The organism is Streptomyces sp. NPDC058008, assembly GCF_042886395.1.
Lineage (GTDB): Bacteria > Actinomycetota > Actinomycetes > Streptomycetales > Streptomycetaceae > Streptomyces.
This window is the reverse complement of record NZ_JBHVQX010000002.1, coordinates 73,650-100,073: the sequence shown is the minus strand read 5'-3', so window position 1 is coordinate 100,073 and position 26,424 is coordinate 73,650. Positions and strand designations below refer to the sequence as shown.

The following is a 26,424-nucleotide window of genomic DNA, read 5'->3' as shown; positions in this document are numbered from 1 at the left end:
TCTATTCCAACCACAACCCCCTTTCGTTGTTTTTTTGGGGTGTGGGGGGTTTTTTTTTTTTTAAACACCCCCCCCCCGGGGGGGGGGGGGGGCCGGGCCCCCCCCCCCCCCCCCCCGGACGGGGGCTGCCTCACCTGCCGCGGCCGGTCAGCTCTGCGAGCCTTCGCCGCGCAGGAAGGAGACCTCGACACGGCGGTTCTTCTTGCGGCCGTCCTCCGTGCTGTTGTCGGCGATCGGGTACTGCTCGCCGTAGCCACGGATCTCGAAGGTGATGCCGGAGCCGGTCAGCGACGACTCCAGGACGTTGTGCACGGCGTCGGCCCGCTGCTTGGAGAGGACGTCTCCGTGCGCGGAGGAGCCGAGGTTGTCGGTGAAGCCGAAGACACGGACCTTCTTCGCGTCCTGCTTCTTGATCTCGGCGGCGATGGCGCTGATGCGGCCGTTGGCGGCGGAGCTCAGCTTGGCGCTGTCCTTGCCGAACAGGACCTCGGCCTGGAGGGCGAACTTGATGTCCGAGTTGGTGTCCTCGCGACGTTCCTCGCCTCCGAGGTCCTCGATGACGGACTTGATGTCGAGGACCTTGGGTGCGGCCAGCGTGGCGCCTTCCGGCAGCTTGAGGTCGGAGTCGTTGGCGTCGACCTGGACCGGGACCTCCGCGGAAGCGGAAGGGTAGGGGCTGTCATCCGCCACGGCGTCCGGCACAGCGGCGATGGAGAGGGTCATCACCCCGGCCAGCACGGTCATCGCCACCCGTGCCCGCTGGGTACCGATGATGGCGCTGCTCATCAAGAGATCTCAATCGTCGCGTTGGAGAAGCCGGGAAACTGCAGATCGACCTGATTGGTCGACGTCGCAGGTGCCGGGAACTGCGCGAAGAACGTGAGGCTCTTCCCCGCTTCGATGCTCGGGTCGAACCCGCTCGTCGTCAGCGGACGGTTGTCGGTGTCGCGCAGCACGTAGTAGCGCTTCTTCTCCTGGGAATCCACCAGGGTCATCCCCGCGAGCGACCGTCCGGTGCCGGCGACGGCCTGTTCGTCACCACTCCACTGAATGGGCGTGGTGTACAGACCGCTGCCGGTGTTCTTGAGTTGTCCGCTGATGGTGAGGAAGCCGCCGGAGTCGCGCTTCGCCGAGTTGATCACCATGTCGATGCCGGAATCACCCTTGACCGTCACCAGAACCTTGCTGGTGTCGGGAACGGTCTCGCCGTCACCGTTTCCGGAGTCCTCGGGGGGCTTCGACGAAGCCGCCGCGGGCGCCTTCTCCTCACTCTTGCCTGAATCACCGCCGCAGGCGGCCACAGACAGGGTGAGGCCCGCTGCCAGGATCACGGCAGTGGCTGCTCGACGCAGCTTCCCCACATGCGGAATGCTCATTGGTCAAGGTCCTTTTCGATCGCGGTCAGTCTTCGGCCAGCCGTACAGTGAAGAGGTCGACCATGTCAGGCAGAAGTGCCATGTCCTTGGGGTTGATCACCCAGTTTCTGGCGCCGCAGAAGAGTGTGCCGGGTGACACCCCGGTCGTGTCCGGGTTCGGAACAAATTTGCAGCGCGACTCGACGACCGCCACCGACGATGCCGTCGCGTGCTTGCCCTCGGTGCCCGGAACCAGGTTCGCGCTCATCCCCTTGTTGGACTTGACTCCGACCTCGAATCCCCAGCGCCCGCCGAAGACCGGGCTGCACGCGAGACGGGTGGCGTCGTTCCGCGCGGCGAAACCCGACGCCTGCGCGCAGCCGCTGTGGGTACCGGGAAACGGACCGTTGAACAGGTAGGCGAGGTAGACCCTGTCCGAGATGTGGGCCCGTAGCTCCGCCTCTTCCAGGCTGCGGGACTCCTGGGCCGCGGCAAGCGCCGCGGAGTCCGCCGCGGTCTGGGCTCCGTTGCGCCTGACGTCCGCCTCGCCGAACACGAAGAAGATCAACGCGAGAAAGAGCAGGCCGACCACCGCCGTGATGTACAGCGGTGCGGCCTGCCCTGCCTCGGACTTCGCCCGACGGATCACCCGTTGAGCACTTCGTTGATCTTGGAGGTGAACTTGTTGCCGATCGTGGCGCCCAGGTTCGTCTGCAGCAGCGCCACCACGATCGCCACCACCAGGATGGTGATGCCCACGTACTCGATCGCGCCCTGGCCCTTGTCGCTCCGGCGCTTCATGGCCTCCACGGCGGTGTTCTTCCAGCCGTTGACGTAGGCCTGCGTCGTGGTGGCGGCCTTCAGGGTGATGTTCGACATGGTGTTCCCCTCCGAGTTCGGCCGACCTGGGATCGGCCGACGCTGCTGCGTACGTTCGCCTGCCGTCCGCGCTTCCGGCTTCCTCCTGGCCGGTCTCGCCTTCGACACGGGAAACGTACGCCGGGGCCGCACTCGCGCACATGGGTCTGCGGACCCAACTCCGGGCCCACTTCGCGGGGTGGGTCTTCGGGCCCACGGGATTCTCAGGCATGTCTCGTCGACCCCCCGGACGACAGGCGGTGCCAGACGGCGATGGCCTCGCCGCGGCTGCCGGCGTTGAGCTTGGCGAAGATGCGGTTGATGTGGTTCTTGACCGTCTTCTGGCTGATGAAGCAGGCGGCGGCGATCTGCTGGTTCGTCATGCCCGACGCGATCAGGTCCATGACCTCCACCTCCCGTTCGCTCAGCTCGCCGACCGGCCCCCGGGCCACCGCCACAGGGGTCTCCGGAGACGAATGTCCCACAGAAGGTTGCGGAAGCGAAGCATTTTGCGGGAATCGGCGTGTACTCAACTCCCCCTGGGGAGCGCCCGGCTGAGGGATACCGCCGGATCCGTCCACGGAAAGCCCTCGCCCTTCGTGTGCGGATGCAGACGCTTGCCCGGGCGGGCCGGCCGGAAGGTGGCCGGGACTGCCGAAGGCCGTACCCAGTCCGTCGGGGAGGGCCTGGGCGCCCTGGCCCGTCGCTCCCCCGCCGCGTACCGACTCCAGGAGCGCGCTCGTGGCGGAGTACGTGAAGTGGGCCCGCCCGTCCCTGGTGTCCCGTACGGCCGCCACCAGCTGGTCGGCGGTGAACTCGCCGTGCACGAGATAGCCGCCGGCGCCCAGGCGCAGGGCCTCGTGCACGATCGCGCTCTCACGGCTGTACGTCATCATCAGCACCGGGGCCAGGCGCACCAGGTGGGGCAGGGCGGAGATGCCGTCGACGCCGGGCATCCGCACGTCCAGCAGGATGACGTCCGGGCGGTGCCGCACCGCAGCCTCGTAGGCCTGCCGGCCGTCTCCGGCCTCGGCGACCACGTCGATGTCCGCGCGCCCCTGGAGCAGGACCGTGAGGCCCGCTCTGACGACCGGGTTGTCGTCGGCCACGACGACCCTGAGCGGCTGCGCGGCGGGCGGGGTGTCGGGGCCGGGGAACGCGGGGGGCTCTCCGGGTGCCGCGGGTGCGGGGGTACCGGGGGTGGGGGGTGAGCTGAGCGGGCCGAGGTGCGAGGACGTGTGCTGCGAGACATGCGGGTGCTGTGTCCACTGCTCCCCGGAACTGCGGGAGATCTCGTCCGGCATGGTGCGGCCTCCTCTCAAGGGTGGGGACTGTGTCGTGCGCCGCTGCCCGGTGGGCGTCGGCCGTGGGGGGGCGGGTCGTGCGCGGTCGGGGGTGTCAGCCGGGTACCTGCCCGAGCGGGGGTGGGTACGGGGGGTGGGCGGGCAGGCCGGGCGGTGCCGGGTTCATCGCGGCGAGCGAGAGGTCGAGCCGCACCTCGGTGCCCCGTGCCGCCCGGCCCCGGCCGATCCGGATGCGGGCGCCGATGGACGCGGCCCGCTCGACCATGCCGACCAGGCCGAAGTGCCCGGCCTTGCGCAGCTCGGCGAGGGAGGTGCCCGGGGGCAGGCCCTCCCCGTCGTCGTAGACGCTGATCCGCACCACGTCGCGGACCAGGCCGGCGGAGACGTCCAGGTAGCTGGGGTGTGCGTGGCGCCGGGCGTTCTCCATGGCTTCGGTGGCGATGGTGAGCGCGTGCCGGGCCACGGCGTGCGGGACGGGCGGTACGGGGCCGTCGCCGAGCCTGCGGAAGACGGCCCTGACCCCGTGGCGCCGCTCGAAGTCCGCCGTCCGCGCGGCGAGTTCGCCCAGCAGGTCCACGCCTCCGTCGAGGCCGGACTCCCGGCGCAGGTCGGAGAGGAGCTCGCGGGATTCGGCGGCGGCGCGGCGGGCGGCGCGTGCGACGAGTTCGGCCTGGTGCCTGACCGTGAGCGGGTCCATCCGGCCGGCCGAGCCGGCGAGCCCGTCGGCGGCGAGCGCGAGGCCGTGCAGGGTCTTGGCGACGGAGTCGTGCATCTCGCGGGCGAGGCGGGCCCGTTCCTTCTCCACCGCGCCGCTGACCGCGAGGCGGGCCCGGGTTTCCGTGAGCGCCTGGGAGGCGGCGCCGAAGCGGAGCAGCAGTCCCCGCAGGGCGCTGCCGACCGCGCCGGCCATGATGCAGAGGCCCACGAGGAGGAGCGCCGACGCGTCCGCCTCGGCCTCGTCACTGACCCCGTAGGCGGCGGCCAGCAGGAGTGACTGGAGGACCGCGAAGATCGCGCTTCCGCGCCAGCCGTAGACCAGACCGGCCAGCAGGGGGGTGCACACCGTGACGTAGGTGAGGGTGGAGCCGGGGGTGGCGGCGAAGAGCAGGAGGGCGCCGAAGAGCATGTCCGCGGCGAGCAGCGCGGGGTGGCGCAGGAGGACCGGCCCGAAGCGTTCCCAGTCCCGCATCAGGGCGTACGACACCATGACGGTGACGAGGACGGCGGCTCCCACCAGCCAGCTGCCGAGTTCGTCGTGGACGCCTGCCAGGGCGAAGGGGGCGGCCAGGGCGGTCATGGCGAGGCGGAAGCCGAACAGCTGGCGGCAGAGCGCCTGGAGGGCGTTGACCTGGATGGGCAGCGCAGGGACGTGGCCGGGTGTGCCGCCGGCGGTGGTCGCGTCGGGTCCTCCGGTGAGTGCGGGTCCCGCCCGTCGTGGTCCCATGGGCCTCTCACCTCCTTCCTGGCTGCCGGTGGTGCGGTGTGCGGGGTGGTGGTCAGGATCCGAAGACGTCGCCGATGTTGACGTCGGCCGCGTAGTAGAAGCCGACGGCGATGAGGATCATCGTGCCGGGGAGCATGAAGCTGGTGATGATGAGCGTCGCCTTGGGCACGGCCTTCGCCGCCTTGCGCCGGGCGTTCTGGGCGTCGGTGCGCCGCATGTCGTTGGCGATCTGGATGAGGGTGTCGACGATCGGGGCGCCGAGCTCCTCCCCCTGCTGGAGGGCGGAGACGAACATCGAGACCTGCTCGGACTGGTTGCGCCTGCGGAGCTGGTCGAAGGCCTCGCGGCGGCTGACGCCCATGTCCATCTGGCGCAGTGTGATGCGCAGTTCGTCGGCCCAGGGGCCGGCGTACTTCTCCGCGACCCGCTCCAGGGCCTGCCGGAATCCGAGTCCGGCCGAGACGACGACGGCGAGGACGTCGAGGAAGTCGGGGAGCGTGCGGTCGATGTCGTCCTTGCGGCGGCTGATGGCGGAACGGATGATGACATCGGTCCAGAAGTAGCCGTAGACGAGCAGGAGGACGGCGAGGACCGTCTGCCCGTTCATGAGCATGGAGAGCGACGCCACGGTGCCGAGCCCGGTGTAGACGGCGCGGCGTGCCGCGTACCGGTCGACCGTCATCCCGCCCGGGTTGCCCGCCATATCCAGTTTGCGCCGTACCTTGTCGACCCGCTTGGGGCCCATCATCCGCAGGACCCGGGGCGCGTACCGCATGCCCATGCGGTCGATCGCGGAACCGGTGGCGGTGGTGCGGCTGGCGCCGACCTCCAGGGCGATGGCGAGGTCGCCGGGGAGTTCGGCGTCGGCCCGGTACATACGGATGCCCTGGAAGGCCCCGTAGACGGCGAGTCCGAAGACGGCCGCGATCAGAAGGTCCATGCTGTGTCCTCTCCTCTTTCGTGGGGCCGTCGGTCTCAGATGCGGACGCGGGTGAGCCGGCTGATGAGGAAGAAGCCCAGGCCGTAGAGGCCCGCGGCGACGACGACGGCGATGCGTCCCGGTGTGGCCGCGGTCATGTCGTCGAGCGCTCCGGACCGCATGCCGTTGATGATCAGCAGGAAGCCCATGCCGAGGACGGGGACCGCGACGGCTGTCACCTTGACCTGTGACAGGAGGGTCGTCACTTCTCGCCGGGTCTCCTTGCGTTCCTCCAGCGTCTCCGTGAGGTTGCGCAGCGAGGAGACGATGGTGCCGCCGGCCCGGTTGGAGAGGATGAGGGTGGAGACCAGTACGGTCAGCTCCCGCGAGGGCAGCCGTTCCACCAGTTCGTTCAGGGCGTCGTCGAGGGTGTGGCCCACGGCCAGCCGGTCGGCGACGCGGCGCAGTTCCTCGTGGGCCGGGTCGTCGAGCTCCTCGACCGCCATGGCGATCGCGGTGCGCAGGGCCAGGCCCGCCTGGGTCGCGTTGGCCAGGACACGGGTCAGTTCGGGCAGCTGGTTGATGAACGCCTCGGTGCGTTTGGCACGCTGCCAGTTGAGGAAGGCGTTGCCGCCCCACAGACCGATGACGGCGGCGAGCAGGCCGAAGAACGGGGCGAAGACCGAGCCGACGACGAAGTAGAGGCCGAGCAGCGCGGCCACGACGTAGACGGCGTACTCGCCGGGGGTGAGGTCCAGGCCGGTCGCCGAGATCTTGCGCTCGATGCGCTTGCCCAGGCGCGTCCTGCGCAGCCGCCGGTCGACCCCGCGGAATCGGCGGGTGCGCCCCCCGATGGTGATCTGACCCGTCTGGGACATCCGGTCGAACAGGATCTGCCGCTGCGCGTTGCCCGAGGAGTAGACGTGCACCCCGATGACGGCGAACAGGCCGGCGAGCAGCGTGGCTCCGATCGTCAGGAGCGGAAGATTATCCATGTCGGGCGGGACCTTCTCGGTGGGCGGCGGAGTGGGGTGTGGGACCGGGCGGCTCAGGCGGTGGATCTGCGTACGCTCAGCTGGTCCTCCGACCGGGCGACGCCGAAGGCGGCGGGGATCGCCTCGCCCGTCATGTAGAGGCGTTCGGCGATCCTGCGGGGCAGCGGGTGGTAGGCGAACCGGCCGTGGACGCGTCCGTCCGGGGCCATCGGCCGGGCCTCGAAGCGGCAGACGGACACGATGCGGTAGTCCTCGCGCCCGTGGGAGTCGACGACCGCGATCTCGGTGATGCGGCGGGAGCCGTCGGCGTGGCGGGTGAGCTGCACGATCACGTCGACGGCGCTGTTGATCTGGTCGTGGATGGCGACGAAGGGGATCTCGACCTCGGACATGGAGCTCAGTGTCTGGAGGCGCATCAGCGCGTCCTCGGCGCTGTTGGCGTGGACGGTGGCGAGCGAGCCGTCGTGGCCGGTGGACATGGCCTGGAGCATGTCGAGGGTCTCCCCGCCGCGGACCTCACCCACGATGATCCGGTCGGGGCGCATGCGCAGGGAGTTGCGGACCAGGTCGCGGATGGTGATCTGGCCCTTGCCCTCCACGTTGGACGGGCGGCTCTCCAGCGTGATCACGTGGGACTGCTGGAGCTGGAGTTCGGCGGAGTCCTCGATGGTGACGATGCGCTCGCCGTCGGGGATCAGCCCGGAGAGCGCGTTGAGCAGGGTGGTCTTGCCGGTGCCGGTGGCACCGGAGACGATCACGTTGAACTTGGCGCGTACGAGTCCGGCGAGCAGCACCAGCATCTGGTCGTCGAGCGAGCCGAGCCCGATCATCTCCTGGAGGGTGAAGGCCCGGGGGAACCGGCGGATGGTGAGGACCGGCCCCTTGAGGGAGAGCGGCGGGATGATGACGTTGACGCGTTCGCCGGAGGGCAGGCGCGCGTCGACCATGGGGTTCGCCTCGTCGACGCGGCGGTTGACCGTGGACACGATGCGCTCGATGGTCTGCATCAGCTGGTCGTTGGAGGAGAAGCGCATGGGGAGCAGTTCGAGGCGCCCGCCGCGTTCCACGTAGACCTGTTCCGGGCCGTTGACCATGATCTCGCTGATGGAGGCGTCCTCGAGCAGCGGTTCCAGGATGCCGAGGCCGAGGGCCTCGTCGACGACCCTGCGGATGAGCTGCGAGCGCTCCGTGGAGGAGAGGACGGGGCCCTCGCGGCTGATGATGTGGCCCAGTACGCGCTCCAGGCGCGCTCTGCGCTCGGCCGCCGCGAGGGCGGACATCTCGGCGAGGTCGATCTCCTCCAGCAGTTTGGCGCGGTAGATCCCGACCAGCCGGCTCTCCTCGCTCAGCCCCTTGGCCGGTTCGGGACCGGTGATGCGCGCCCGCAGGCTCATGCCCTCAACTCCCTTGCGTCGTGCGGTGGTACGGCGGTCAGCCGCGCGGCATGGTGGCCCTCTTCGTGACCGATCCGAAGTCGAACATCGGGAGCAGGGCGGGGATGGGGACCTTCACGGTCACGGTCGTCCCGTCGAAGCCGGGCCGCTCCTCGACGGACGCCCCGTCGGCCAGCCATCCGCTCATGGAGGCGCGTGCCGCCTGGTCGGCGCCCATGGACGCGCGGTCGTACGAGGCGACGCGGGCTCCCGCCCGGGCGGCCGTGCCGGCCTGCTGGGCGGCGTACACCGCGATGCCCAGCTGGACGACGGCCAGGGTGACGACGAGGAGGAGGGTGAGGACGCCCACGTACTCGATGGCGGCCTGCCCCCGCTGGGCGGCGACGCGGGCCCTCGGGCCGGGCCGTGTCCCCGGGGCCGGGGCGGGTGCGGCGCGTGTCACGGGCCGGGGTCCGACATGTGTCCCCGCGGCCGGGGCGGGTTCGGTGCGCAGGGTGTCCGTCACCATGATCCGCGGCTCTCCGTGTTGGCTGCGGCCTCACCGGGCAGCGTGATGGGCAGGTTGAAGCCGCCGGGGAAGAACAGCGGCACCTTGACGTCGGCCCGGGCCCGGACGAGGTCTCCCTCCTGCGTGCAGTGGAAGTCGGCCTGCCACGCGCCGGGCAGGTCCTCCTCACCGGCCCGCACGCAGGCCGCCTGCCGGCTGCCGTCGGCGGTGGTGGCCGCGGTGACGGCCTTGTCGGCCGCGTTGCCCGCGAGCATGAAGGTGTAGCCGACCATGGCCGCCTGCCACATCAGGGCGAGGGTGACCAGGATCAGCGGGAGTGTCCCGGTGAACTCGATGGCGGCCTGCCCCCGGTCACCGCGGAGTGCGGCCCGCAGCCCCGGAGCGGGCGCGGCCGGGTCACCGGCCGGTCCCCGGGCGCCGGGTAAGACGGGTACGGCTGCTCCTCCTGGGCCCCTGGCGGGTCCTGTTCCTGGAAGTCTCATGGTTCAACTGTCCCCCTCGGCTGGGTCGTTCACCGTTCCGGTCGTCATCTGGCACGTCCGCGCCGGCCGCCGGCCGCGCCCCGGTCGCCCCTGGACCTGCCCTGTCCGGGAACCGCCGCGTCGCTCCTGACGAGTCCCAGGTCTCCGGCGAGTCCCCACAGTGCTTGTTTCACCGTGGACTTGGCTTCCAAATCCTGCATTCGGCCCGCGTCCACGACGGACTGGAGTTCCTTGAAGTTCGCGGGGACCACGATCCGGGCCACCTTGGTGGCGGTGATCTTCTCGATCAGGGGCGGCTGGATCTCCGTGTTCCGGGTGTACCGGTTGACGACCGTGATCGTCTCCTCCGCCTTCCGCACCTGGAGGCGGTCCCAGAGCCGGACCAGCCGTTTGGCGGCGCGGACGGTCACCACGTCCGGGGTGGTCACCAGGAGCGCCCGGTCCGCCATCTCGATCGCGGCGGCGTTGGCCGCGTTCATGTGCGTACCGCAGTCGATGACCACCACGTCGAAGCGGTGCCGCAGGGCGCTGATGGTCTGGCGTACGACCCGCTCGCTGACCTCTTCGCCCCGCTCGCCCTCGTTCGGGGCGAGCAGCAGCCCCAGCCCGGTGTCGTGCTCGAACAGGGCGTCCTGGAGCACGCGCGGGGAGATGTCCTGGATGGTGGAGAGGTCCACGATCGACCTGCGGAACTGGACGTCGAGGTAGGACGCCACGTCACCGGACTGAAGGTCCAGGTCGGCCAGCGCCACCGTGTTGCCGGAGGCGCCGGCGGCCAGGGCGAGCTGGACGGCGGTGACGGTGGTCCCGACACCGCCCTTGGCGCCGCTGACGGTGACGACCGTGCCGCCGGGGCCGGTGAAGACGTCGGCCCCCTGGCTCAGATGCCGGCGGACGCCGACGGACCAGCCCGCCGCCGCCTGGACGCGCTGGACCAGTTCCTCGTACGAGAGCGGCAGGGCGACCAGCCCCCGCGCGCCGGAGTCCATCGCCGCCGAGTAGAGCCCGGGGCTCGTGTCGGCGGTGACCAGGACGACCCCGACCGCGGGGAAGCGCAGGGACACCTCGCGGATCAGTTCCAGTGCCGGTACCGGGCCGATCCGTTCGTGGACCAGCACGACCTCGGGCAGCTCGTCCAGGGACTCGCCGGCCAGCCGGGCCAGGGTGTCGAGCAGCGCGGTCGAGTCGCCCAGCGGCCCGGCCGGCTCGGCGTCCGGGAGCTGGCTGAGGAGTGTGGTGATGGATCGGGCGGCGTCGGGGTCACCGACGGCCGGGAGGATTCTCGTGCTCATCCGGCCCTCACTTGTTCTTGTCTTCGTCGAGGTCGTAGCTGCCCTCGCCCGGGCGGAGGGTGGTGGGGCTGTTCTCCGGCAGGAGGGCGAGGCGCACGTGCTCGGCGAAGGACTCGGCGTAGGCGACGCGCTGGGCGTCGGTGGTGTTGAGGGCGAAGGTGATCGGCACCGCCTCGGTGGGGCCGCTGTTGCGGTCGTCCCGGTCCGGTTCCAGGGCGGTCAGCCGGCCCACGTCGATGACCCGGGCGTTCGGCACGATGACGCGGGAGGAGGCCTTGTCGCCCTCGTTCTCGGCGGCGAAGGTCGCGAAGATGTTGACGAGGTTGCCGGGGCGGATCTTGCCCGCGACGCCGGTCGCGGCGTCGATCATGATGGCTATCTCCTGCTCGCCGTTCTCCACCGCGGGCCGCCTGACCAGCATGTCGTCCTGGAGCAGGGAGCCCTTGTGGAGCTGGGTGACGGCGATCTTCCCGTTGAGGACCGCGAGGTCGGTGACCGCGTTCTCGGACAGCCAGCGCTTGGGCATCTCGACCTTCTCGAACTGCGCGGGGGTCAGGGCCGTGTACGGCGCCACGTCCGACTTCACCTGGTAGGCGGTGACCTCCGGCCCCACCTTCGAGTTGACGTCGCTGATCACCGAGAGCACACCGGCGAAGGCGCCGAAGGCGCAGAGGACCGAGAGGAGCAGAAGGATGACGCCGCGGCGTTGCCGTGAGTTCATGGGCGGAGCAACCTCGTGGGAGACGTGGGCCGACGGTCGGGCGGACGTGCGGTGGGGACGCGGTGGCGTTCCGGGTGCGGGAGGTGCGGCGGGTGCGGTGCCGGGAAGCCGGTGCCCGGCCGCCCCGTCCCCGGCCGGAAGGCGCGGGGGCGTGCGGGTGTTCCTACGGCTTCTGCCGCACCGCGAGTGCGCGGCTCGGGGCTCCGGGACCGCGCGTCCTGCTCTCCTGCGGTCTCAGCGGGGCCGAGCACAACCCGCAGCGGTCACCGATGAGTTCGTTCCGGCACCAGGTGCAGACCTCCCTGCGGACCGAGGAAACCAGCTGGTAGACGACCGAGATGTCGGGCAGGAAGGCGGCGAATTCCACCATCTTCGAGGTGCCCCACCAGCCCGGCGAATCCGCGAGCGGGGCGACTTCGTGGACCGCCTGGACCTGCCAGGCGGGTGCCACCGTGGCGGTGACCCAGTCGGATTGCAACTGCCCCTTGGCGACCAGGAGATGCGTGCCGAAATCGGGTCCGGTCAGTTCACCCGTGCCGACCTTGACGAGCTGGGGGGCCGGATTGGCCAGTACGCCGAACTGGGTCCCCGGCATCCACGACCTGGCGTGGGCCTTCAGGCTCACGGGCACCCGGTCGAGCTTGGTCACCGAGTTCAGCTGGGCACCGGCGTGGATGTAGTGGGAGAGCAGCCGGGCCGCCGACGCCACCACCCCGGCGCTGAAGTCGCAGACCGACAGCTGCCTCAGCTGCCGGACGAGCACGGCCACCCCGAGCGGCGGGAGGTCCACCTTGAGGAGGGCGATCCGGTCGCTCTCCAGCACCGACCTGATGGTGTGCAGGCGGCGTTCGTGGGCCGGGGCGAGGTTCGCGGGATAGACGGCGATCACGTAGCCGTGCTGGTCGAGCAGCAGCTGCATGTCGGAGAGCGCGGCGTCCAGGCCCTGGTCGCCCGGCGCCCGCAGGAGCGCCGCGGGCGGCGTCTGCTGGTCGGTCGGCGGTAGCACCAGATCAGCACTGGTCACTGCTATTGCGGTCGGCACGCTCTTCCCCGTTCGGCTCCGGCCGTCGTCGGAGGTGACTCCGGCCGCAATCGCTCCTGCTCCGTGCATCTTGCCCAGCACTTTAGCCACGTCATACCAGGCGGAGAACAGATATCGGAACCCCGCACGAAGTCGTGCTCGGCAGCCCTTCGCGGTGCGCCCGTACGAAATCGGACGAAAAGCAGATTCGTTAACTCCTGTACCACTGCGCAGAGTTACCCGGACCGTTGATGTTTGAAATCCGGGGGAATTCATCCGCGCACGTCAGAACGGGCCGGATCCGATTTCCCCGGCGCCTCGGCATTTCCCCCCGGTCACGGTCCGGAGGCTCCGGCCGCATCACCCGTGCGAGTGCGTGCCGGGGTTCTCGAACGGTCACCCGGACGGTGGACAAGGACACGGTTCGGTCACCCTGTTCCGCCCGCCGGACGCATCCGTACCACCAGAGGTCTTGACAACTTGATTGGTCTGGACCAGTTTATCGGCCAACGGTGGCCACCGTTCCCCGCCAGCACCCCCAACTCCCCCACCGGAGGCAGCAAGTGGAACGCTCCGCAGGCAGCAGCAGGCACAGAAGAAGCCGGGTCCGGCCGCTCCTCGGCGGGGCCGTCGCCGTCGTCGCGGCCGGGACGCTGGCCGTCACCGGGCTCGTCAGCACCGCGCAGGCGGCCGATGTCAACGTGGCGAAGAACGCCGGCTTCGAGTCCGGCCTCGCCAACTGGACCTGTTCCGGGGGAAGCGGCACCACCGTCTCCTCCCCCGTGCACGGCGGCACCTCCGCGCTCAAGGCGACCCCGGCCGGGCAGGACAACGCCAAGTGCACGCAGACCGTGGCCGTGAAGCCCGGCTCCACCTACACGCTCAGCTCCTGGGTGCAGGGCGGCTACGCCTACATCGGCGCGAGCGGCACGGGCACGACGGACGTCTCCACCTGGTCGCCCGGGTCCAGCACCTGGACCCAGCTGAAGACCAGCTTCACCACCGGCCCCTCCACCACCTCCGTGACCGTCTACACCCACGGCTGGTACGGCCAGGCCGCCTACTTCGCGGACGACGTCCAGGTGACCGGACCCGACGGCGGCGGCGGTACGGACCCGGGGCCCGCGATCCCGGGGTCCCCCGCGGGACTGGCCGTGGGAGCGACGACCAGCTCCTCGGTCGCCCTGAGCTGGACCGCGGTCTCCGGCGCCACCGGCTACACCGTCTACCGGGACGGGGCGAAGGCCACCACCTCCACCGGCACCTCGGCGACGGTGACCGGGCTGGCCGCCGACACGGCGTACCAGTTCTCCGTGAGCGCGACGAACTCCGCCGGTGAGTCCGTGAAGTCGGCGACCGTGAGCGGCCGTACGGCGAAGGCCACCGACCCGGGCCCCGGCCCCAGCACCTCCGTGCCCAAGCACGCGGTGACCGGCTACTGGCAGAACTTCAACAACGGCGCCACCGTCCAGAAGCTCAGCGACGTCCCGGCGAACTACGACATCATCGCCGTCTCCTTCGCGGACGCCACGGCCACGCCCGGCGCGGTCACCTTCAACCTGGACTCGGCGGGCCTGAACGGCTACACGGTCGCCCAGTTCAAGGCCGACATCAAGGCCAAGCAGGCCGCCGGCAAGAACGTCATCATCTCCGTCGGCGGTGAGAAGGGGTCCGTCGCCGTCAACAGCGACGCCTCCGCGACCGCGTTCGCCGACTCGGTGTACGCGCTCATCCAGGAGTACGGCTTCAACGGCGTCGACATCGACCTGGAGAACGGCCTCAACTCCACCTACATGACGAAGGCGCTGCGCTCCCTCTCCTCGAAGGCGGGCTCCGGCCTCGTCATCACGATGGCGCCGCAGACCATCGACATGCAGTCGACGTCCGGTGAGTACTTCAAGACGGCGCTGAACATCAAGGACATCCTGACCGTCGTCAACATGCAGTACTACAACAGCGGTTCGATGCTGGGCTGCGACGGCAAGGTCTACTCCCAGGGCTCGGTGGACTTCCTCACCGCGCTCGCCTGCATCCAGCTGGAGGGCGGCCTCGCCCCGTCGCAGGTCGGCCTCGGTGTCCCCGCCTCCACCCGCGGCGCGGGCAGCGGTTACGTCGCCCCCTCCGTCGTGAACGCGGCCCTGGACTGCCTGGCCAAGGGCACCTCCTGCGGCTCGTTCAAGCCCTCCAGGACCTACCCGGACCTGCGCGGCGCGATGACCTGGTCCACGAACTGGGACGCCACCGCGGGCAACGCGTGGTCCGGCGCGGTCGGCCCGCACGTCCACGGGCTTCCGTAGCCCCGGCCCCGAAGGCCCCGCAGCGCCGCCGCTCCCCCGGCGGCGCTGCGGGCGCAGGTCCGCCAGGTCCCGTCGGTGCGCGGCGGTTCCCGCCCGCCTCAGACTCCCCCGGCGGCAGGTGCCGTGCCGGGTCCGGCGAGGAGCCGTGCGACCAGGTCCGCGCGGGCGGGCCGGCGGACCACGAGGTGGATGTCCCACGGGGCCCCGCGCGCCAGCTCGGCCTCCACGGCGGTCCACAGGGCCCCGAAGCTCTCCACGGGTGTGAGGCCGCCGCGCCCCGCGCCGAGGAGCGGCAGGCAGAGGCTGCGGAGCGGCGGGGTGTGGGCGGGCGACTCCCGGGCGAGGAGGGCGAAGACCGCCGTCACCGAGCGCGTGACGTCGACCGGCCGGACGTCGTAGTCGTTGCTGTCGGGCCGCGGGACGGCCGTGGCCGCGTGGTAGACGCGGCGTACGCCCTGGTCGCCGAGCGCCCCCGCCGAGGTGGCGGCCACGGTCCCGGGCAGGGCGGCCCTGCCCGGCATCCCGTTGCGTACGGCCCACTCCCGCAGCTCGTCGTGGAGGTGGTCCTCCACGAGCGCCCCGGTGGGGTCCTTGCGCGCCCCGGCCCGTCTCAGGGTGGCGGCGACGGAGGACTTGTAGGGGGCGGGCAGGGCGAAGTAGACGTTGGACGGGGAGACCACGACGTCGATGTCCCGCAGCAGGTCCACGGAGTGGACGTGGACCGTGACCGTGGCCCGGCGGCCGTGCACCAGCGGGGTGAGCACCCGGTGCGCGGCGGGCAGCGCGGGGTGCGCCGGGGCGTCCGCGGGGTCCGGGCGGCGTTCCCCGGCCGCCGCCTCGGCGGCGATGAGCAGGACCTGCTCCGCCACCTGCCCGAGGACCATCAGTTCGTGGTGCTTGCGGAACCGCTCGACGCTCACCCCGTAGACGCGGGCGGCGAGCCGGCGACGGTCCGCCGCTGGCCGGTCCCTCGTTCCGTCGGCGAGGCCGAGGCTCAGTTCGGCGGCGTCCCGCAGGGTGCCGCCGCCGGTCCTGGCGACGGCGGCCCGCAGCAGTTCCTCGACCGTGAGGGGGCGGCTCCCGGCCGCGCCGGAGCTCTTCAGCGCCGCGACGCGGGACAGCTCGGGGGTGGCGAGCCCGCGCAGCCCCACGACCCCCGCCCGCCGTGTCGTCCGCACCTCCGCGAGGACCGCCGCGTGATCCGGCGGGTGAAGGGGGTGCGCCATGCCTCCCACCTTGTCACCGGCGTTCCCCGCGCCACAAGGCGCATACCCGGTGCGGCGGGCGTGTCGCGTCGGCGGGACCCCCGGGGCCCCGCCGGCGCCCGGCGTCACCAGGGGAGTTCGCGGACCTGCTGGACGCACAGCACGACGAACAGCAGCCCCGCGACGGCCAGCATCCCGTTGCTGAGCCAGCCGTTGCGCCACTCCCTCGGGGTGCGGGAGGAGTTCAGCAGCCACAGCAGGGTCAGGGCCAGGAACGGCATGAAGAAGGCGCCCAGGACCCCGTAGCCGATGACCAGTCCGAAGGGTTCGTCCAGCCACAGGAGCGTCATCGGCGGGAAGGTCAGCCAGAGCAGGTAGGCGCGGAAGGGCACCGAGCGCTCCTGCCTGCCGACCGTCCCGCTGCCCGCCCCCTCCACGGCCGAGGCACCGCCGCGGCCGGCCCGGATCCGCTCCACGAAGTCGGCGAACATCAGGCTCACGCCGTGCCACACACCGATGAGCGACGAGAACGACGTGGCGAAGAAGCCGACCAGGAACAGCTTCGCGGTGCCCGCGCCGAACCGGTCCTCCAGGACCTGTCCGAGGTCGACCAGCCCCCGGTCGCCCTTCGTCAGCGCGATCTGCGAGGAGTGCAGCAGCTCGGCCCCGACCACGAGCATCGCGACGACGAAGATGCCGGTCGTGAGGTAGGCGACCCGGTTGTCGATCCGCATCACCTTCATCCAGGAGGAGTTGGACCATCCCTTGGCGTTCACCCAGTACCCGTAGGCCGCCATGGTGATGGTGCCGCCGACCCCGCCGATCAGTCCGAGCGTGTAGATCAGCGAGCCGTCCGGGAGCACGGGGAGCAGTCCGGCGAACGAGGCGCCGGCGTCGGGCACCACCCGGACCGCGACGTAGACCACGACGACGAACATCACGCCGATCAGGACCGTCATGACCTTCTCGAAGACGGCGTACCGGTTGAACCAGACGAAGACCAGACCGACCAGCCCGGTGAGGATCGCCCAGGTCTTGAGGCCCGGCCCGTCGGGGAAGAGGGCCACGATGGGCAGCGCGCTGGAGGACATGGCCGTCGCGCCGTAGACGAAGCCCCAGACCACGACGTACACGGCGAAGTAGCCGGTGGTCCAGCCGCCGAGCGTGCGCCAGCCGTCGAAGAGGGTGCGGCCCGTCGCGAGGTGCCAGCGGCCCACCGCCTCCGCGAGGGAGATCTTGACGAGGCAGCCGATCACGGCCGCCCACATGAGGGTGTACCCGAATCTGCTGCCCGCGATGAGCGTCGCGACCAGGTCCCCGGCTCCGACCCCGGTCGCCGCCACGACGATTCCGGGGCCGATGTACTTCCAACTGGACTGACGTGGACGGGAGTCCGGCTCCCCGGTCTCTGTGGTTCCGCTTGTCTCGGCCATGCCGGTCAACGAAGCGTAAAGTTCCGCTTCGCACAAGAGGGCGTGTGACACCCCCGCCGGGCCCCCTCGGGCCGCGTACAGCTGTGGACGTTCCGTGACAGGGGACGGCGGTGCACCCGCCCCGGGTCCCCGTGCGACGCTTGTCGCGCAGGACCGCAGGGCGCTGGACGGGGGAAGTGACATGGCAGGCGCGCGAGTTGAACCGCTGGGAGGCGGGGATCCGGCGACGCTCGGCAGGTACCGGCTGATCGGGAGGCTCGCCTCGGGCGGCATGGGGCGCATCTACCTCGCCCGGGACGCGGCGGGGCAGCTCGCGGCCGTGAAGACACTGCTCGCCGAGGGGGTCGTCGGCGACGACGACCGGCGCCGGTTCGCCCGGGAGGTGGAGCTGGCCCAGCGCGTGGACAGCGCGTTCACGGCGAGGGTGCGGGACGCGGACCCCGGGGCGGAGCGCCCGTGGATGGCGATCGACTACGTCGCCGCACCGTCCCTCTCCGAACTGGTGCGGACCGCGGGGGTGCTGTCCGCGTCGGCCGTGCAGTGGGTGGCCGCGGGCACGGCGGAGGCCCTGGTCGCGCTGCACGGCGTGGGCATCATCCACCGGGACCTGAAGCCCCGGAACATCCTGCTGCCGCTCCCGGGGCCGCGGGTCATCGACTTCGGCATCTCGCACGCGCACGACCTCACCCGCACGACGCTCACCCTGGGCACGATCGCCTTCACCTCGCCCGAGCAGGCGCGGGGCGAGCCGTCGACCGAGGCGTCGGACGTGTACTCGCTCGGGGCGACCCTCTTCCACCTGACGCTCGGCAGGCCTCCCTACCGGGCCGGCAGCGACACGCTCGCCCTGCTGGCCCAGGTGCAGCGGGGCCGGCTCGACCTCGACGGCCTGCCCGGGGAACTGACGGCTCTGATCCGCCCCTGCCTGGAGGCCGATCCCGCGCGGCGTCCCACCCCGGCCGAGATGCTGGCGCGCTTCCGGCGGTCGCTGGCCGGGCTCCCGCAGGCGCGGGGCGGCCGCGCTTGGCTGCCGCCGGACTGGACGAGCCTGATCGGGGCGTACGGACACCAGGGACGGGAGCTGGCCCGGGACGGCACCGGTCCCGACGGGGGCACGGCCGTGGCCCTGCCCACGGGACCGGCCCGCGCGCACCCGCAGGATCACGGGCGGGCCGAGCGGGAGCAGGCCCGGCGCGCGCGGGACCGGCTGCGGGAGGCGGCGGAGGGCAACGGGCGGATGCGGGTACGGAAGCAGGCCGCCCGGGCGGGGGACGCCGCGGTGAGGGCCGGGCAGCAGGCGTCCCCGGCCTCCGCCGCACCCCCTCGCCCGGCTCCGGCCCGGCCGCCCGCGCCCCCGTCCGCCAGGGGCTTCTCCGGTCTGAGCCTGCTGGTGGTGCTGGCCGTCGTCGCCATGGTCCTGTGGATGGCCGGACGGCCGGACGGCGGTACGGATTCCGGCAGCGGCGCGGGAGCGGACGCGAGCGCGAGCGCGACCACCGGCAGCGGTACGGGCCCGGAGCCGAGCGGCGGTACGGGCGCTTCCTCACCCCGCCCGGTGCCGGAGCCGGCTCCTGACGAGGACGACGAGGCGTTCGGCGCCGTGTCCTCCGGGGACTGCCTGACGGCGTCGGACGACGGCTACGGAGACTGGTCGACCGACACCCCGGAGACCGTGGACTGCGACGCCGCCGACGCCTATCTGAGGGTGACCTCGGCCGGCAGCGGGGTCAGCTCCTCCGACTGCCCGAGCGGTTCGGGCGCGTCGCACTGGACCCACTCCGGCTCGAAGCCGGAGTTCGGCACCACGCTCTGCGTGCAGCGCCAGTTCCGCGTCGGGCAGTGCTTCCCCGCGAAGCACCGGGGGGACCGGATGGTGGACGGCCGGCTCCTGACGGTGTGGGGCTGCGGCAGGGGCAGCGTGCCGGAGGGGTACAACGCGATCCTGGAGATCACCGGCCGCTGGCGCGCGGAGTCGGCGTACCCGCCCGGCTACTGCGCGGAGAGCGAGGACGACCGGGAGGACTACTGGCGGTTCGAGGTGGACGGCGACCGGACGGTGCTCTGCGTCCGGTGGGTCTGAGGTCCCGGGGGCCCCGGTGGGCGGGGCCGGCCCCGGGGCTTCCTCGGGGCCGGCCGGGTGCGGGAGGCTCTAGATCACCAGGCTCAGCGCGGCGGCGACCACGAACCCGGCGACCGAGAGGACCGTCTCCAGGACCGTCCAGGTCTTGAGGGTGTCGCGCTCGGAGATGCCGAAGTACTTCGCGACCATCCAGAACCCGCCGTCGTTGACGTGCGAGGCGAAGATCGAGCCCGCCGAGATCGCCATGATGATCAGCGCGAGGTGCGCCTGCGACATGTCCTGGCCCTCGACGAGCGGGACGACGATGCCCGCCGTGGTGACGATGGCGACCGTCGCCGAGCCCTGCGCGACCCGCAGGACGACGGAGATCAGCCAGGCGAGCAGGATGACCGGCAGGCCGACGTCGTTGAAGGTGTCGGCGAGCGCGTCGGCGATGCCGCTGCCCTTGAGGACCGCTCCGAAGATCCCGCCCGCGCCGACGACGAGCAGGATGTTGCCGACGGGCTTGAGCGAGGAGGTGGAGACCGACTCCAGGGACTTGCGGGACCAGCCGCGGCGGATGCCCAGCAGGTAGTAGGCGAGCAGCAGCGCGATCGTCAGCGCGACGAAGGGGTTGCCGAAGAACTCGACGACCGAGCGCGGGGTGGAGGGGTCCAGCGCGATGGAGGAGAACGTCGCGGCCAGGATGAGCACCAGCGGGGTGCCGATGATGGCGAGCACCGTGCCGAGCGGGACGGGCTTCTCGTGCGGGGTGACACCGGCGGCGCGCTGTTCGGCGACGACGGCGGCCTTGGACTCCTCGGCCGCCTCGACCATGTCCTGGGGCACCTCGACGAAGACGCGCTTGCCGATCCAGGCGGCGTAGCCCCAGGCGGCGAGGACGGACGGGAGGCCGACGAGGGCGCCCATCAGGATGACCCAGCCGAGGGAGACGTTGAAGAGGCCCGCGGCGGCGACCGGGCCGGGGTGCGGCGGCAGGAACGCGTGGGTCATCGAGAGGCCGGCGAGCAGCGGCATCGCGTACAGGACGACGGACTTGCCGGAGCGCTTGGCGGCGGCGTACACGATCGGCGCGAGGACGAAGATACCGACGTCGAAGAAGACCGGGATGCCGAAGATGAGGCCGGTGAGGCCCATGGCGAGGGGGGCGCGCTTCTCGCCGAAGAGGTTGAGCAGCCGGGCGCTCAGGACCTCGGCCCCGCCGGAGACCTCCAGGATCGCGCCGAGCATCGTGCCGAGCCCGATGATGATCGCGACGTGCCCGAGGATGCCGCCCATGCCGGATTCGATGACGGAGACCGCGGCGGACTTCTGGACCGTGCCGAACAGCTCGGTGACGGAGAGACCCGCGCCCAGGCCGACGGCTATGGACACGGCGAGCAGGGCGACGAACGGCTGCAGCCTGACCTTGATGATCAGGAAGAGCAGGAGCACGATCCCGAGGGCGGCGACGGTCAGCAGACCGGGGGTCCCGCCGATCAGGAGGAGCAGTCCACCGGTGTGGGGTGGTGCCTCGGGTGCGGGGGCGGCGGCGAGCAGCATGAGCGGTCAACTCCGTTGGTGACGGGGTCCTTCGGGGCAGGGGGGAGCGCGGCACGGCGCCCCTCGGGGGAAGGGACGGGGCGCCGTGCCGTGAGTGAGCGGTTCGGGGGAGCCGGCTCTCCGGGGGCGGAGCGCCGGCTCGGCAGATCAGGTGATCAGCCGAGGACCGCGAGGGCGTCGATCTCGATGAGCAGCCCCTTGGGCAGGCCGACGTACACCGTCGTACGCGCGGCGGCGGGTGCCGTGAGGCCCTGCTCCTCGAAGTACTCGTTGTAGAGGGCGTTCATCTCGGCGAAGTGGTCGACGTCCGTGAGGTAGACGCGCATCATCATCACGTCGTCCCAGCTCGCGCCGCCCTCCTCCAGGATCGCCTTGACGTTGGCGAAGGTCTGGAGGGTCTGCTCGCGCAGCGTGGGTCCGGCCGGGGTGGGGGCCTGGCCCTCCACGGCGGGCAGGAAACCGACCTGACCGGCGACCTGGAGGATGTTCCCCTTCTTCACGCCGTGCGAGAACTTCGCGGGCGGCGTGGTGTGGGTGCTGGGGGTGAGGGCGGTCTTCTCGGTCATGGCGGTTCAGGCTTTCTTGACGGGGGTGGTGCCGGAGTACTCCCGGCTGATGGTGTCCGCGGTGCGGCGCACCAGCGGGAGCAGGGTGAGGAGTTCCTCGGCCGTGACGACCACGTTCGGCGCGGACACCGACATCGCGGCGACGACCCGGCCGTCCGCGCCCCGGATGGGGGCGCCGACGCAGTTGATGGACTCCTCGTGGCCGCCGAGGTCGGTGGCCCATCCCTGGTCACGTACGACGGCGAGTTCCTTGAGGAAGGCACCGGCGTTCGGGACCGAACGGGACGTGTACATGGGGTAGTCGAGCCGTTCGGCGACGGCGCGCCGCTCGGGCTCGGAGAGGTCGGCGAGGAGCAGCTTGGCGACCGCGGCGACGGTGATCGCGACGGGCTTGCCGATCCGTGAGTACATGCGCACGGGGTAGCGGCTCTCGACCTTGTCGATGTAGAGGACCTCGTTCTCCTCGTACACCGCGAGGTGGACGGTGTGCCCGCACTGCTCGTTGAGCGCGACGAGGTGGCCGTGGGCGATCTCGCGGACGTCGAGGTTCTCGACGGCTTCCTGCGCGAGCGCGAAGAGGCGCGCGCCGAGGCGGTAGCGCTGGTCCTCCTGCCGGTAGACGAGGCCGTGTTCGTGGAGCGTACGGAGCAGGCGCAGCGCCGTGGACTTGTGGACGCCGAGCCGTTCGGCGACCTGGCCGAGGTCGGCGGGGCCCTGGGCGAGCAGCGGCAGGATGCTCAGCGCGCGGTCGACGGTCTGGCTCATGTGACTCGTACCTCCTCGTTCGCCCCGTCGGCGGCTGTCCAGCCGGGGCCGAGACGAAGTGTCCCCCAGGCCTCGTCGTCGAGGGCGGCGAGGCGGTCGGCGTGCGCCCGTGCCGGAGGGTCGGTGAGGTCGCCGGGGACGGTGAGGACGGCGGCGGCCATGAGGTGGCCGTGCCGGGCCCGGTCGCGTACGGGCAGCCCGCGCAGGGTGGCGGAGAGGAATCCGGCGGCGAAGGCGTCGCCCGCGCCGACGGCGGCGACGACGTCGACGCGGAGGGAGGGCACGGTGGTGACGGTGTCCCCCGCCGCGCCGGTGCCGGTGCGTGAGAAGACGGTGACGCCCTCGGAGCCCCGCTTCACGACCAGCACGCCGGGCTCGGGCAGGGCCTCACGGATCGCCTCGGTGCCGTGGACGCCCCAGGCCTCCTCCGCCTCGTCCTCACCGACGAAGACGAGGTCGCAGCGGCGGGCGAGGTCGAGCAGCACCTCCGGGCCCGCCTCCCCCTCGCGCCAGAGGCCGGGGCGGTGGTTGACGTCGAAGGAGACGGTGGGGCGCCCTTCGCGGGGGGCGGTGAGGTCGTGCAGGAGTGCCAGGCAGTCGGCGGAGAGCGCGGCGGTGATGCCGGACAGGTGCAGGACGCGGGTGGGCAGGAGGTCCTCGTACGGGACGTTCCGCGGGGACATGGCGGAGGCCGCGGAACCGGCCCGGTAGTAGGCGACCTCGTGGGTGTCGGTGGCCCGGTCCGTCGCCGTGCGGAAGTAGATGCCGGTGGGGCGGCCGGGGTCGCGGCGCACGGCGGAGGTGTCGACCCCGTAGCCGGCGATCGTGTCGACGAGGTGGTCGCCGAAGCCGTCGGCGCCGACCCGGCCGACCCATTTCGCCCGGTGGCCCGCGGCGGCGAGCGCGCAGGCGACGTTGGACTCGGCGCCGCCGATGCCCCGCCCGAAGGAGGGGACGCCGGCGAGGGGGCCCGGCCTGGAGGGCAGGAACGTCACCATGGACTCGCCGAGGCAGACGACGTCCGCGGTGGCTGTCCCGGCTGCGGATCCGGACACTCTGGGCTCCTCATGGTCGGCCGTGCGCGCCGGTGCTCACCATTGACCCGGCATCGGCTCGGATGTTAGACAGCCCTGAGCGATATACGCAACGCCTGTTGCACAGAATGCAACGACAATTTTCCGAGGAGATCCCCTTGGCCGCCGAGCAGTCCTCCGAACAGTCCGTGACGGCACTCGCCGGCGAACGGGTCGACCACCGCTTCAAGGCGCTGCCGCCCGACGCGGAGGGACTGACCGTGGGGGCGCTGGCGGCCGAGCGCCGCAACCTCTTCTCGGGCGGCTTCACCACCCCCGTGCTGGCCCTGTCGGCCGAGTCGGTCGAGGCCAACCTCGCCCTCCTGGAGACGTACGCGGAGCGGCACGGCCTGGCCTTCGCCCCGCACGGCAAGACGTCGATGTCCCCGCAGCTCTTCGCACGCCAGCTGGAGTACGGCGCCTGGGGCATCACCGCGGCCGTCCCCCACCAGGCCCGGGTGTACCGCGCCCACGGCATCCGGCGGATCTTCCTGGCCAACGAGCTCGTGGACGCGGTGGCGCTGCGCTGGCTGGCCGGCGAGCTGGACGCCGACCCGGACTTCACGTTCGCCTGCTACGTCGACTCCGTACGCGGCGTCGAGCTGATGGACGAGGCGCTGCGCGCGGCCGGCGCGGTGCGCCCCGTGGACGTCGTGGTGGAGCTGGGCGCCGGCCGGGGCGCCCGCACCGGCGCCCGTACGGAGGCCGACTGCGCGGCGGTCGCCGACGCGGTCGCCGCCACCCCGGCGCTGCGCCTGGTGGGCGTCGCCGGTTACGAGGGCGAAGTCCCGGACGCCTCCCCCGAGCGGGTGCGCGAGTGGCTGCGCCGGCTCGTGGCGCTGGCCGCCTCCTTCGACGCCGAGGGCCGCTTCGGCGATCCGGCCGACGGCGGGGAGATCCTGATCAGCGCGGGCGGCAGCGCGTGGTTCGACGCGGTCGCGGACGTCTTCGCCCACGTCCCCCCGCTCAGCCGGCCCGTCCTGAAGCTGCTGCGCTCCGGCGCGTACGTCAGTCATGACGACGGCCACTACCGCCATCTGACCCCCTTCAACCGGATCCCCGAGGAGGGTGCGCTGCGACCCGCGTTCCGGCTCTGGGCGCAGGTCGTCTCCCGCCCCACGCCCGAGCAGGCCTTCGTCAACGCGGGCAAGCGCGACGCCGCCTACGACCTGGACCTGCCCGAGGCGCAGGTCGTGCGCTCCGCGCGCGACGGCTCGGTGCGGCCGGCCACCGGGATCACCGTCAGCGGGCTGTCCGACCAGCACGGCTGGGTGCGTACGGACCCGGGCGCCGAGCTGGAGGTCGGCGACTGGATCGGCATGGGCCTCTCGCACCCCTGTACGTCCTTCGACAAGTGGCAGCTGATCCCGCTGGTGGAGGCGGACGGCACGGTCACCGACTACATCCGCACCTTCTTCTGATCCCGGCCGGACGGCCCCGGCCGAGCGGCCCCGGCGGCACGATCCCCGCGGAACGATCCCCGCGCCCCCTCCCGAAAGGCGACACCCATGGACCTGGTCATCCGCGACGCCCGCGTCGTCGACGGCACCGGCGCCCCCTCCTACCGCGCCGACGTGGGCGTCACGGACGGCCGGATCGCCGAGATCCGCCCGGAGGGCGACGGCCCCCGGCTCTCGGCCGCCCGCACCCTGGACGCCGACGGCCTCGCGCTCTCGCCGGGCTTCATCGACATGCACGCGCACAGCGACCTCGCCCTGCTGCGCGACCCCGACCACAGCGCGAAGGCCGCCCAGGGCGTCACCCTGGAGGTCCTCGGCCAGGACGGCCTCTCGTACGCCCCCGCCGACGACCGCACCCTCGCCGAGGTCCGCCGCTCCATCGCCGGCTGGAACGGCGACGGCGGTGACATCGACTTCGACTGGCGTACCGTCGGCGGCTACCTGGACCGCCTCGACCGCAACTTCGGCGGCCAGGGCATCGCCGTCAACGCCGCCTACCTCATCCCGCAGGGCACGGTGCGGATGCTCGCCGTCGGCTGGGACGACCGGCCCGCCACGGACACCGAGCTGGACCGGATGAGGGAACTCGTCGCCCAGGGCATGGCCGAGGGCGCGGCCGGCATGTCCTCGGGCCTGACGTACACCCCGGGGATGTACGCGAAGGACGCCGAACTCACCGAGCTGTGCCGGGTGGTGGCCGCGCACGGCGGCTACTACTGCCCCCACCACCGCTCGTACGGCGCCGGGGCCCTCCAGGCGTACGAGGAGATGGTGCGGCTCACCCGCGACGCCGGGTGTCCCCTCCATCTCGCCCACGCCACCATGAACTTCGGCGTGAACGAGGGCAAGGCCCCCGAACTCCTCTCCCTCCTGGACGACGCCCTCGACGCGGGCGCCGACATCTCCCTGGACACCTACCCGTACACGCCCGGCTGCACGACCCTCGTGGCGATGCTGCCGAGCTGGTCGAGCGAGGGCGGGCCGGCGTCGGTGCTGACCCGGCTCGCGGACGGGGCGACGGCGGAGCGGATCCGCCACCACGTGGAGGTGCTGGGCTCCGACGGCTGCCACGGCGTCCCGATCGAGTGGGACAGGATCGAGATCTCCGGCGTCGGCAACCCGGAGCTGTCCGGCCACGTCGGCCGTACGGTGGCCGAGTCGGCCCTTCTGCGCGGCGAGGAGCCCTGGGTGACGGCCCGTCGGCTGCTCGTCGAGGACCGGCTGGGCACGACGATCCTCCAGCACGTCGGCCACGAGGAGAACGTCCGGCAGATCATGCGCCACCGGGTCCACACCGGCGGCAGCGACGGCATCCTCCAGGGCGACAAGCCGCACCCCCGCGCGTACGGCACGTTCCCCCAGTACCTCGGCCGGTACGTCCGGGAGCTGGGCATCCTCTCCCTGGAGGAGTGCGTCGCCCACCTCACCTCCCGCCCGGCGGCCCGGCTGCGCCTGCCGGACCGCGGGTACGTCCGGGAGGGGTACCGCGCGGACCTGGTCCTCTTCGACCCGGCCACGGTGGCGGCCGGGTCGACCTTCGACGAGCCGCGCGCCCTCCCGGTGGGCATCCCGCACGTGCTGATCGACGGCCGCTTCGTCATCGAGGACGGCAGGCGGACCTCCACGCTCGCGGGCCGGGCGGTGCGGGGCACGGGCGCCCGGGTCTGAGGCCGGGGGGGCGCACGGAGCCCCGGCGCGCGGGCCGGGGCT

General features: G+C 71.8%; 24 protein-coding genes. 4 read left to right on the top strand and 20 right to left on the bottom strand.

Annotation, left to right across the window (positions count from 1 at the left end; all coding sequences use genetic code 11):
- Positions 1-147: 147 nt before the first annotated feature.
- From ACFVS9_RS02210 to ACFVS9_RS02145, 14 genes are all read right to left on the bottom strand, one after another.
- On the bottom strand, positions 148-723 hold the full coding sequence (locus ACFVS9_RS02210; RefSeq protein ID WP_389929792.1) for an OmpA family protein: 576 nt from the start codon (positions 721-723) through the stop codon (positions 148-150).
- Between the two features lie 62 nt (positions 724-785).
- Positions 786-1,376: a hypothetical protein gene (locus ACFVS9_RS02205; protein ID WP_389929536.1), complete on the bottom strand. Its 591-nt coding sequence runs from the start codon at positions 1,374-1,376 to the stop codon at positions 786-788.
- A gap of 25 nt (positions 1,377-1,401) precedes the next feature.
- A complete protein-coding gene (locus ACFVS9_RS02200; protein WP_389929535.1) occupies positions 1,402-2,004 on the bottom strand; it encodes a pilus assembly protein TadG-related protein in 603 nt (200 codons plus the stop codon).
- Positions 2,001-2,234, bottom strand: coding sequence for a hypothetical protein (locus tag ACFVS9_RS02195; protein WP_389929533.1), 234 nt, complete (start codon positions 2,232-2,234; stop codon positions 2,001-2,003). The genes ACFVS9_RS02200 and ACFVS9_RS02195 overlap by 4 nt, the downstream gene beginning before the upstream one ends.
- A 203-nt stretch (positions 2,235-2,437) precedes the next feature.
- Positions 2,438-3,517 (bottom strand): response regulator, encoded by a 1,080-nt coding sequence (locus ACFVS9_RS02190; protein WP_389929531.1) that lies wholly within the window; start codon positions 3,515-3,517, stop codon positions 2,438-2,440.
- 94 nt (positions 3,518-3,611) lie between these two features.
- Complete coding sequence (locus ACFVS9_RS02185; protein ID WP_383115505.1) at positions 3,612-4,961, bottom strand: sensor histidine kinase; 1,350 nt, start codon at positions 4,959-4,961, stop codon at positions 3,612-3,614.
- Between the two features lie 52 nt (positions 4,962-5,013).
- Positions 5,014-5,901: a DUF5936 domain-containing protein gene (locus ACFVS9_RS02180; protein ID WP_383115506.1), complete on the bottom strand. Its 888-nt coding sequence runs from the start codon at positions 5,899-5,901 to the stop codon at positions 5,014-5,016.
- A gap of 35 nt (positions 5,902-5,936) precedes the next feature.
- Complete coding sequence (locus tag ACFVS9_RS02175; protein WP_383115507.1) at positions 5,937-6,875, bottom strand: type II secretion system F family protein; 939 nt, start codon at positions 6,873-6,875, stop codon at positions 5,937-5,939.
- Positions 6,876-6,928: 53 nt separating this feature from the next.
- Positions 6,929-8,269 (bottom strand): CpaF family protein, encoded by a 1,341-nt coding sequence (locus tag ACFVS9_RS02170; protein ID WP_389929528.1) that lies wholly within the window; start codon positions 8,267-8,269, stop codon positions 6,929-6,931.
- Between the two features lie 37 nt (positions 8,270-8,306).
- Positions 8,307-8,777, bottom strand: coding sequence for a TadE/TadG family type IV pilus assembly protein (locus ACFVS9_RS02165; RefSeq protein WP_389929526.1), 471 nt, complete (start codon positions 8,775-8,777; stop codon positions 8,307-8,309).
- Positions 8,771-9,259 carry a TadE family protein gene (locus ACFVS9_RS02160; RefSeq protein ID WP_383115510.1) on the bottom strand — a complete coding sequence of 163 codons (489 nt, stop codon included), beginning with the start codon at positions 9,257-9,259 and terminating at the stop codon, positions 8,771-8,773. Before ACFVS9_RS02160 ends, ACFVS9_RS02165 begins: the two co-directional genes overlap by 7 nt.
- A gap of 44 nt (positions 9,260-9,303) precedes the next feature.
- The gene (locus tag ACFVS9_RS02155; protein ID WP_383115511.1) at positions 9,304-10,551 is read right to left on the bottom strand and encodes a CpaE family protein; all 1,248 of its coding nucleotides are present in this window, start codon (positions 10,549-10,551) and stop codon (positions 9,304-9,306) included.
- A gap of 7 nt (positions 10,552-10,558) precedes the next feature.
- Entirely contained in the window at positions 10,559-11,272 is a 714-nt protein-coding gene (cpaB, locus tag ACFVS9_RS02150; RefSeq protein ID WP_383115512.1) for a Flp pilus assembly protein CpaB, read from the bottom strand.
- Positions 11,273-11,435: 163 nt separating this feature from the next.
- Positions 11,436-12,296 (bottom strand): hypothetical protein, encoded by an 861-nt coding sequence (locus tag ACFVS9_RS02145; RefSeq protein WP_383115513.1) that lies wholly within the window; start codon positions 12,294-12,296, stop codon positions 11,436-11,438.
- A gap of 560 nt (positions 12,297-12,856) precedes the next feature.
- Here ACFVS9_RS02145 and ACFVS9_RS02140 point away from each other — a divergent pair.
- On the top strand, positions 12,857-14,590 hold the full coding sequence (locus tag ACFVS9_RS02140) for a chitinase (protein WP_383115514.1): 1,734 nt from the start codon (positions 12,857-12,859) through the stop codon (positions 14,588-14,590).
- Positions 14,591-14,688: 98 nt separating this feature from the next.
- On the opposite strand, the gene ACFVS9_RS02135 is transcribed toward ACFVS9_RS02140, so the two are convergent.
- Positions 14,689-15,816 carry a hypothetical protein gene (locus ACFVS9_RS02135; protein ID WP_389929523.1) on the bottom strand — a complete coding sequence of 376 codons (1,128 nt, stop codon included), beginning with the start codon at positions 15,814-15,816 and terminating at the stop codon, positions 14,689-14,691.
- Positions 15,817-15,920: 104 nt separating this feature from the next.
- Complete coding sequence (locus ACFVS9_RS02130; RefSeq protein WP_389929521.1) at positions 15,921-17,228, bottom strand: Nramp family divalent metal transporter; 1,308 nt, start codon at positions 17,226-17,228, stop codon at positions 15,921-15,923.
- Between the two features lie 181 nt (positions 17,229-17,409).
- Here ACFVS9_RS02130 and ACFVS9_RS02125 point away from each other — a divergent pair, with 181 nt between their 5' ends.
- A complete protein-coding gene (locus tag ACFVS9_RS02125; RefSeq protein WP_389929519.1) occupies positions 17,410-19,308 on the top strand; it encodes a serine/threonine-protein kinase in 1,899 nt (632 codons plus the stop codon).
- A gap of 69 nt (positions 19,309-19,377) precedes the next feature.
- On the opposite strand, the gene ACFVS9_RS02120 is transcribed toward ACFVS9_RS02125, so the two are convergent.
- The 4 genes from ACFVS9_RS02120 to ACFVS9_RS02105 form a co-directional block, all read right to left on the bottom strand.
- Positions 19,378-20,850 carry a GntP family permease gene (locus tag ACFVS9_RS02120; protein ID WP_383115518.1) on the bottom strand — a complete coding sequence of 491 codons (1,473 nt, stop codon included), beginning with the start codon at positions 20,848-20,850 and terminating at the stop codon, positions 19,378-19,380.
- Positions 20,851-21,005: 155 nt separating this feature from the next.
- On the bottom strand, positions 21,006-21,416 hold the full coding sequence (locus ACFVS9_RS02115) for a RidA family protein (protein ID WP_383115519.1): 411 nt from the start codon (positions 21,414-21,416) through the stop codon (positions 21,006-21,008).
- A 6-nt stretch (positions 21,417-21,422) separates the two neighbouring features.
- Entirely contained in the window at positions 21,423-22,181 is a 759-nt protein-coding gene (locus ACFVS9_RS02110) for an IclR family transcriptional regulator (RefSeq protein WP_389929517.1), read from the bottom strand.
- Positions 22,178-23,236 carry a sugar kinase gene (locus ACFVS9_RS02105; RefSeq protein ID WP_389929515.1) on the bottom strand — a complete coding sequence of 353 codons (1,059 nt, stop codon included), beginning with the start codon at positions 23,234-23,236 and terminating at the stop codon, positions 22,178-22,180. The genes ACFVS9_RS02110 and ACFVS9_RS02105 overlap by 4 nt, the downstream gene beginning before the upstream one ends.
- 107 nt (positions 23,237-23,343) lie before the next feature.
- Here ACFVS9_RS02105 and ACFVS9_RS02100 point away from each other — a divergent pair, with 107 nt between their 5' ends.
- Complete coding sequence (locus ACFVS9_RS02100) at positions 23,344-24,675, top strand: amino acid deaminase (protein ID WP_383115522.1); 1,332 nt, start codon at positions 23,344-23,346, stop codon at positions 24,673-24,675.
- A gap of 87 nt (positions 24,676-24,762) precedes the next feature.
- Positions 24,763-26,382 carry an amidohydrolase family protein gene (locus tag ACFVS9_RS02095; RefSeq protein ID WP_389929513.1) on the top strand — a complete coding sequence of 540 codons (1,620 nt, stop codon included), beginning with the start codon at positions 24,763-24,765 and terminating at the stop codon, positions 26,380-26,382.
- Positions 26,383-26,424: the final 42 nt, after the last annotated feature.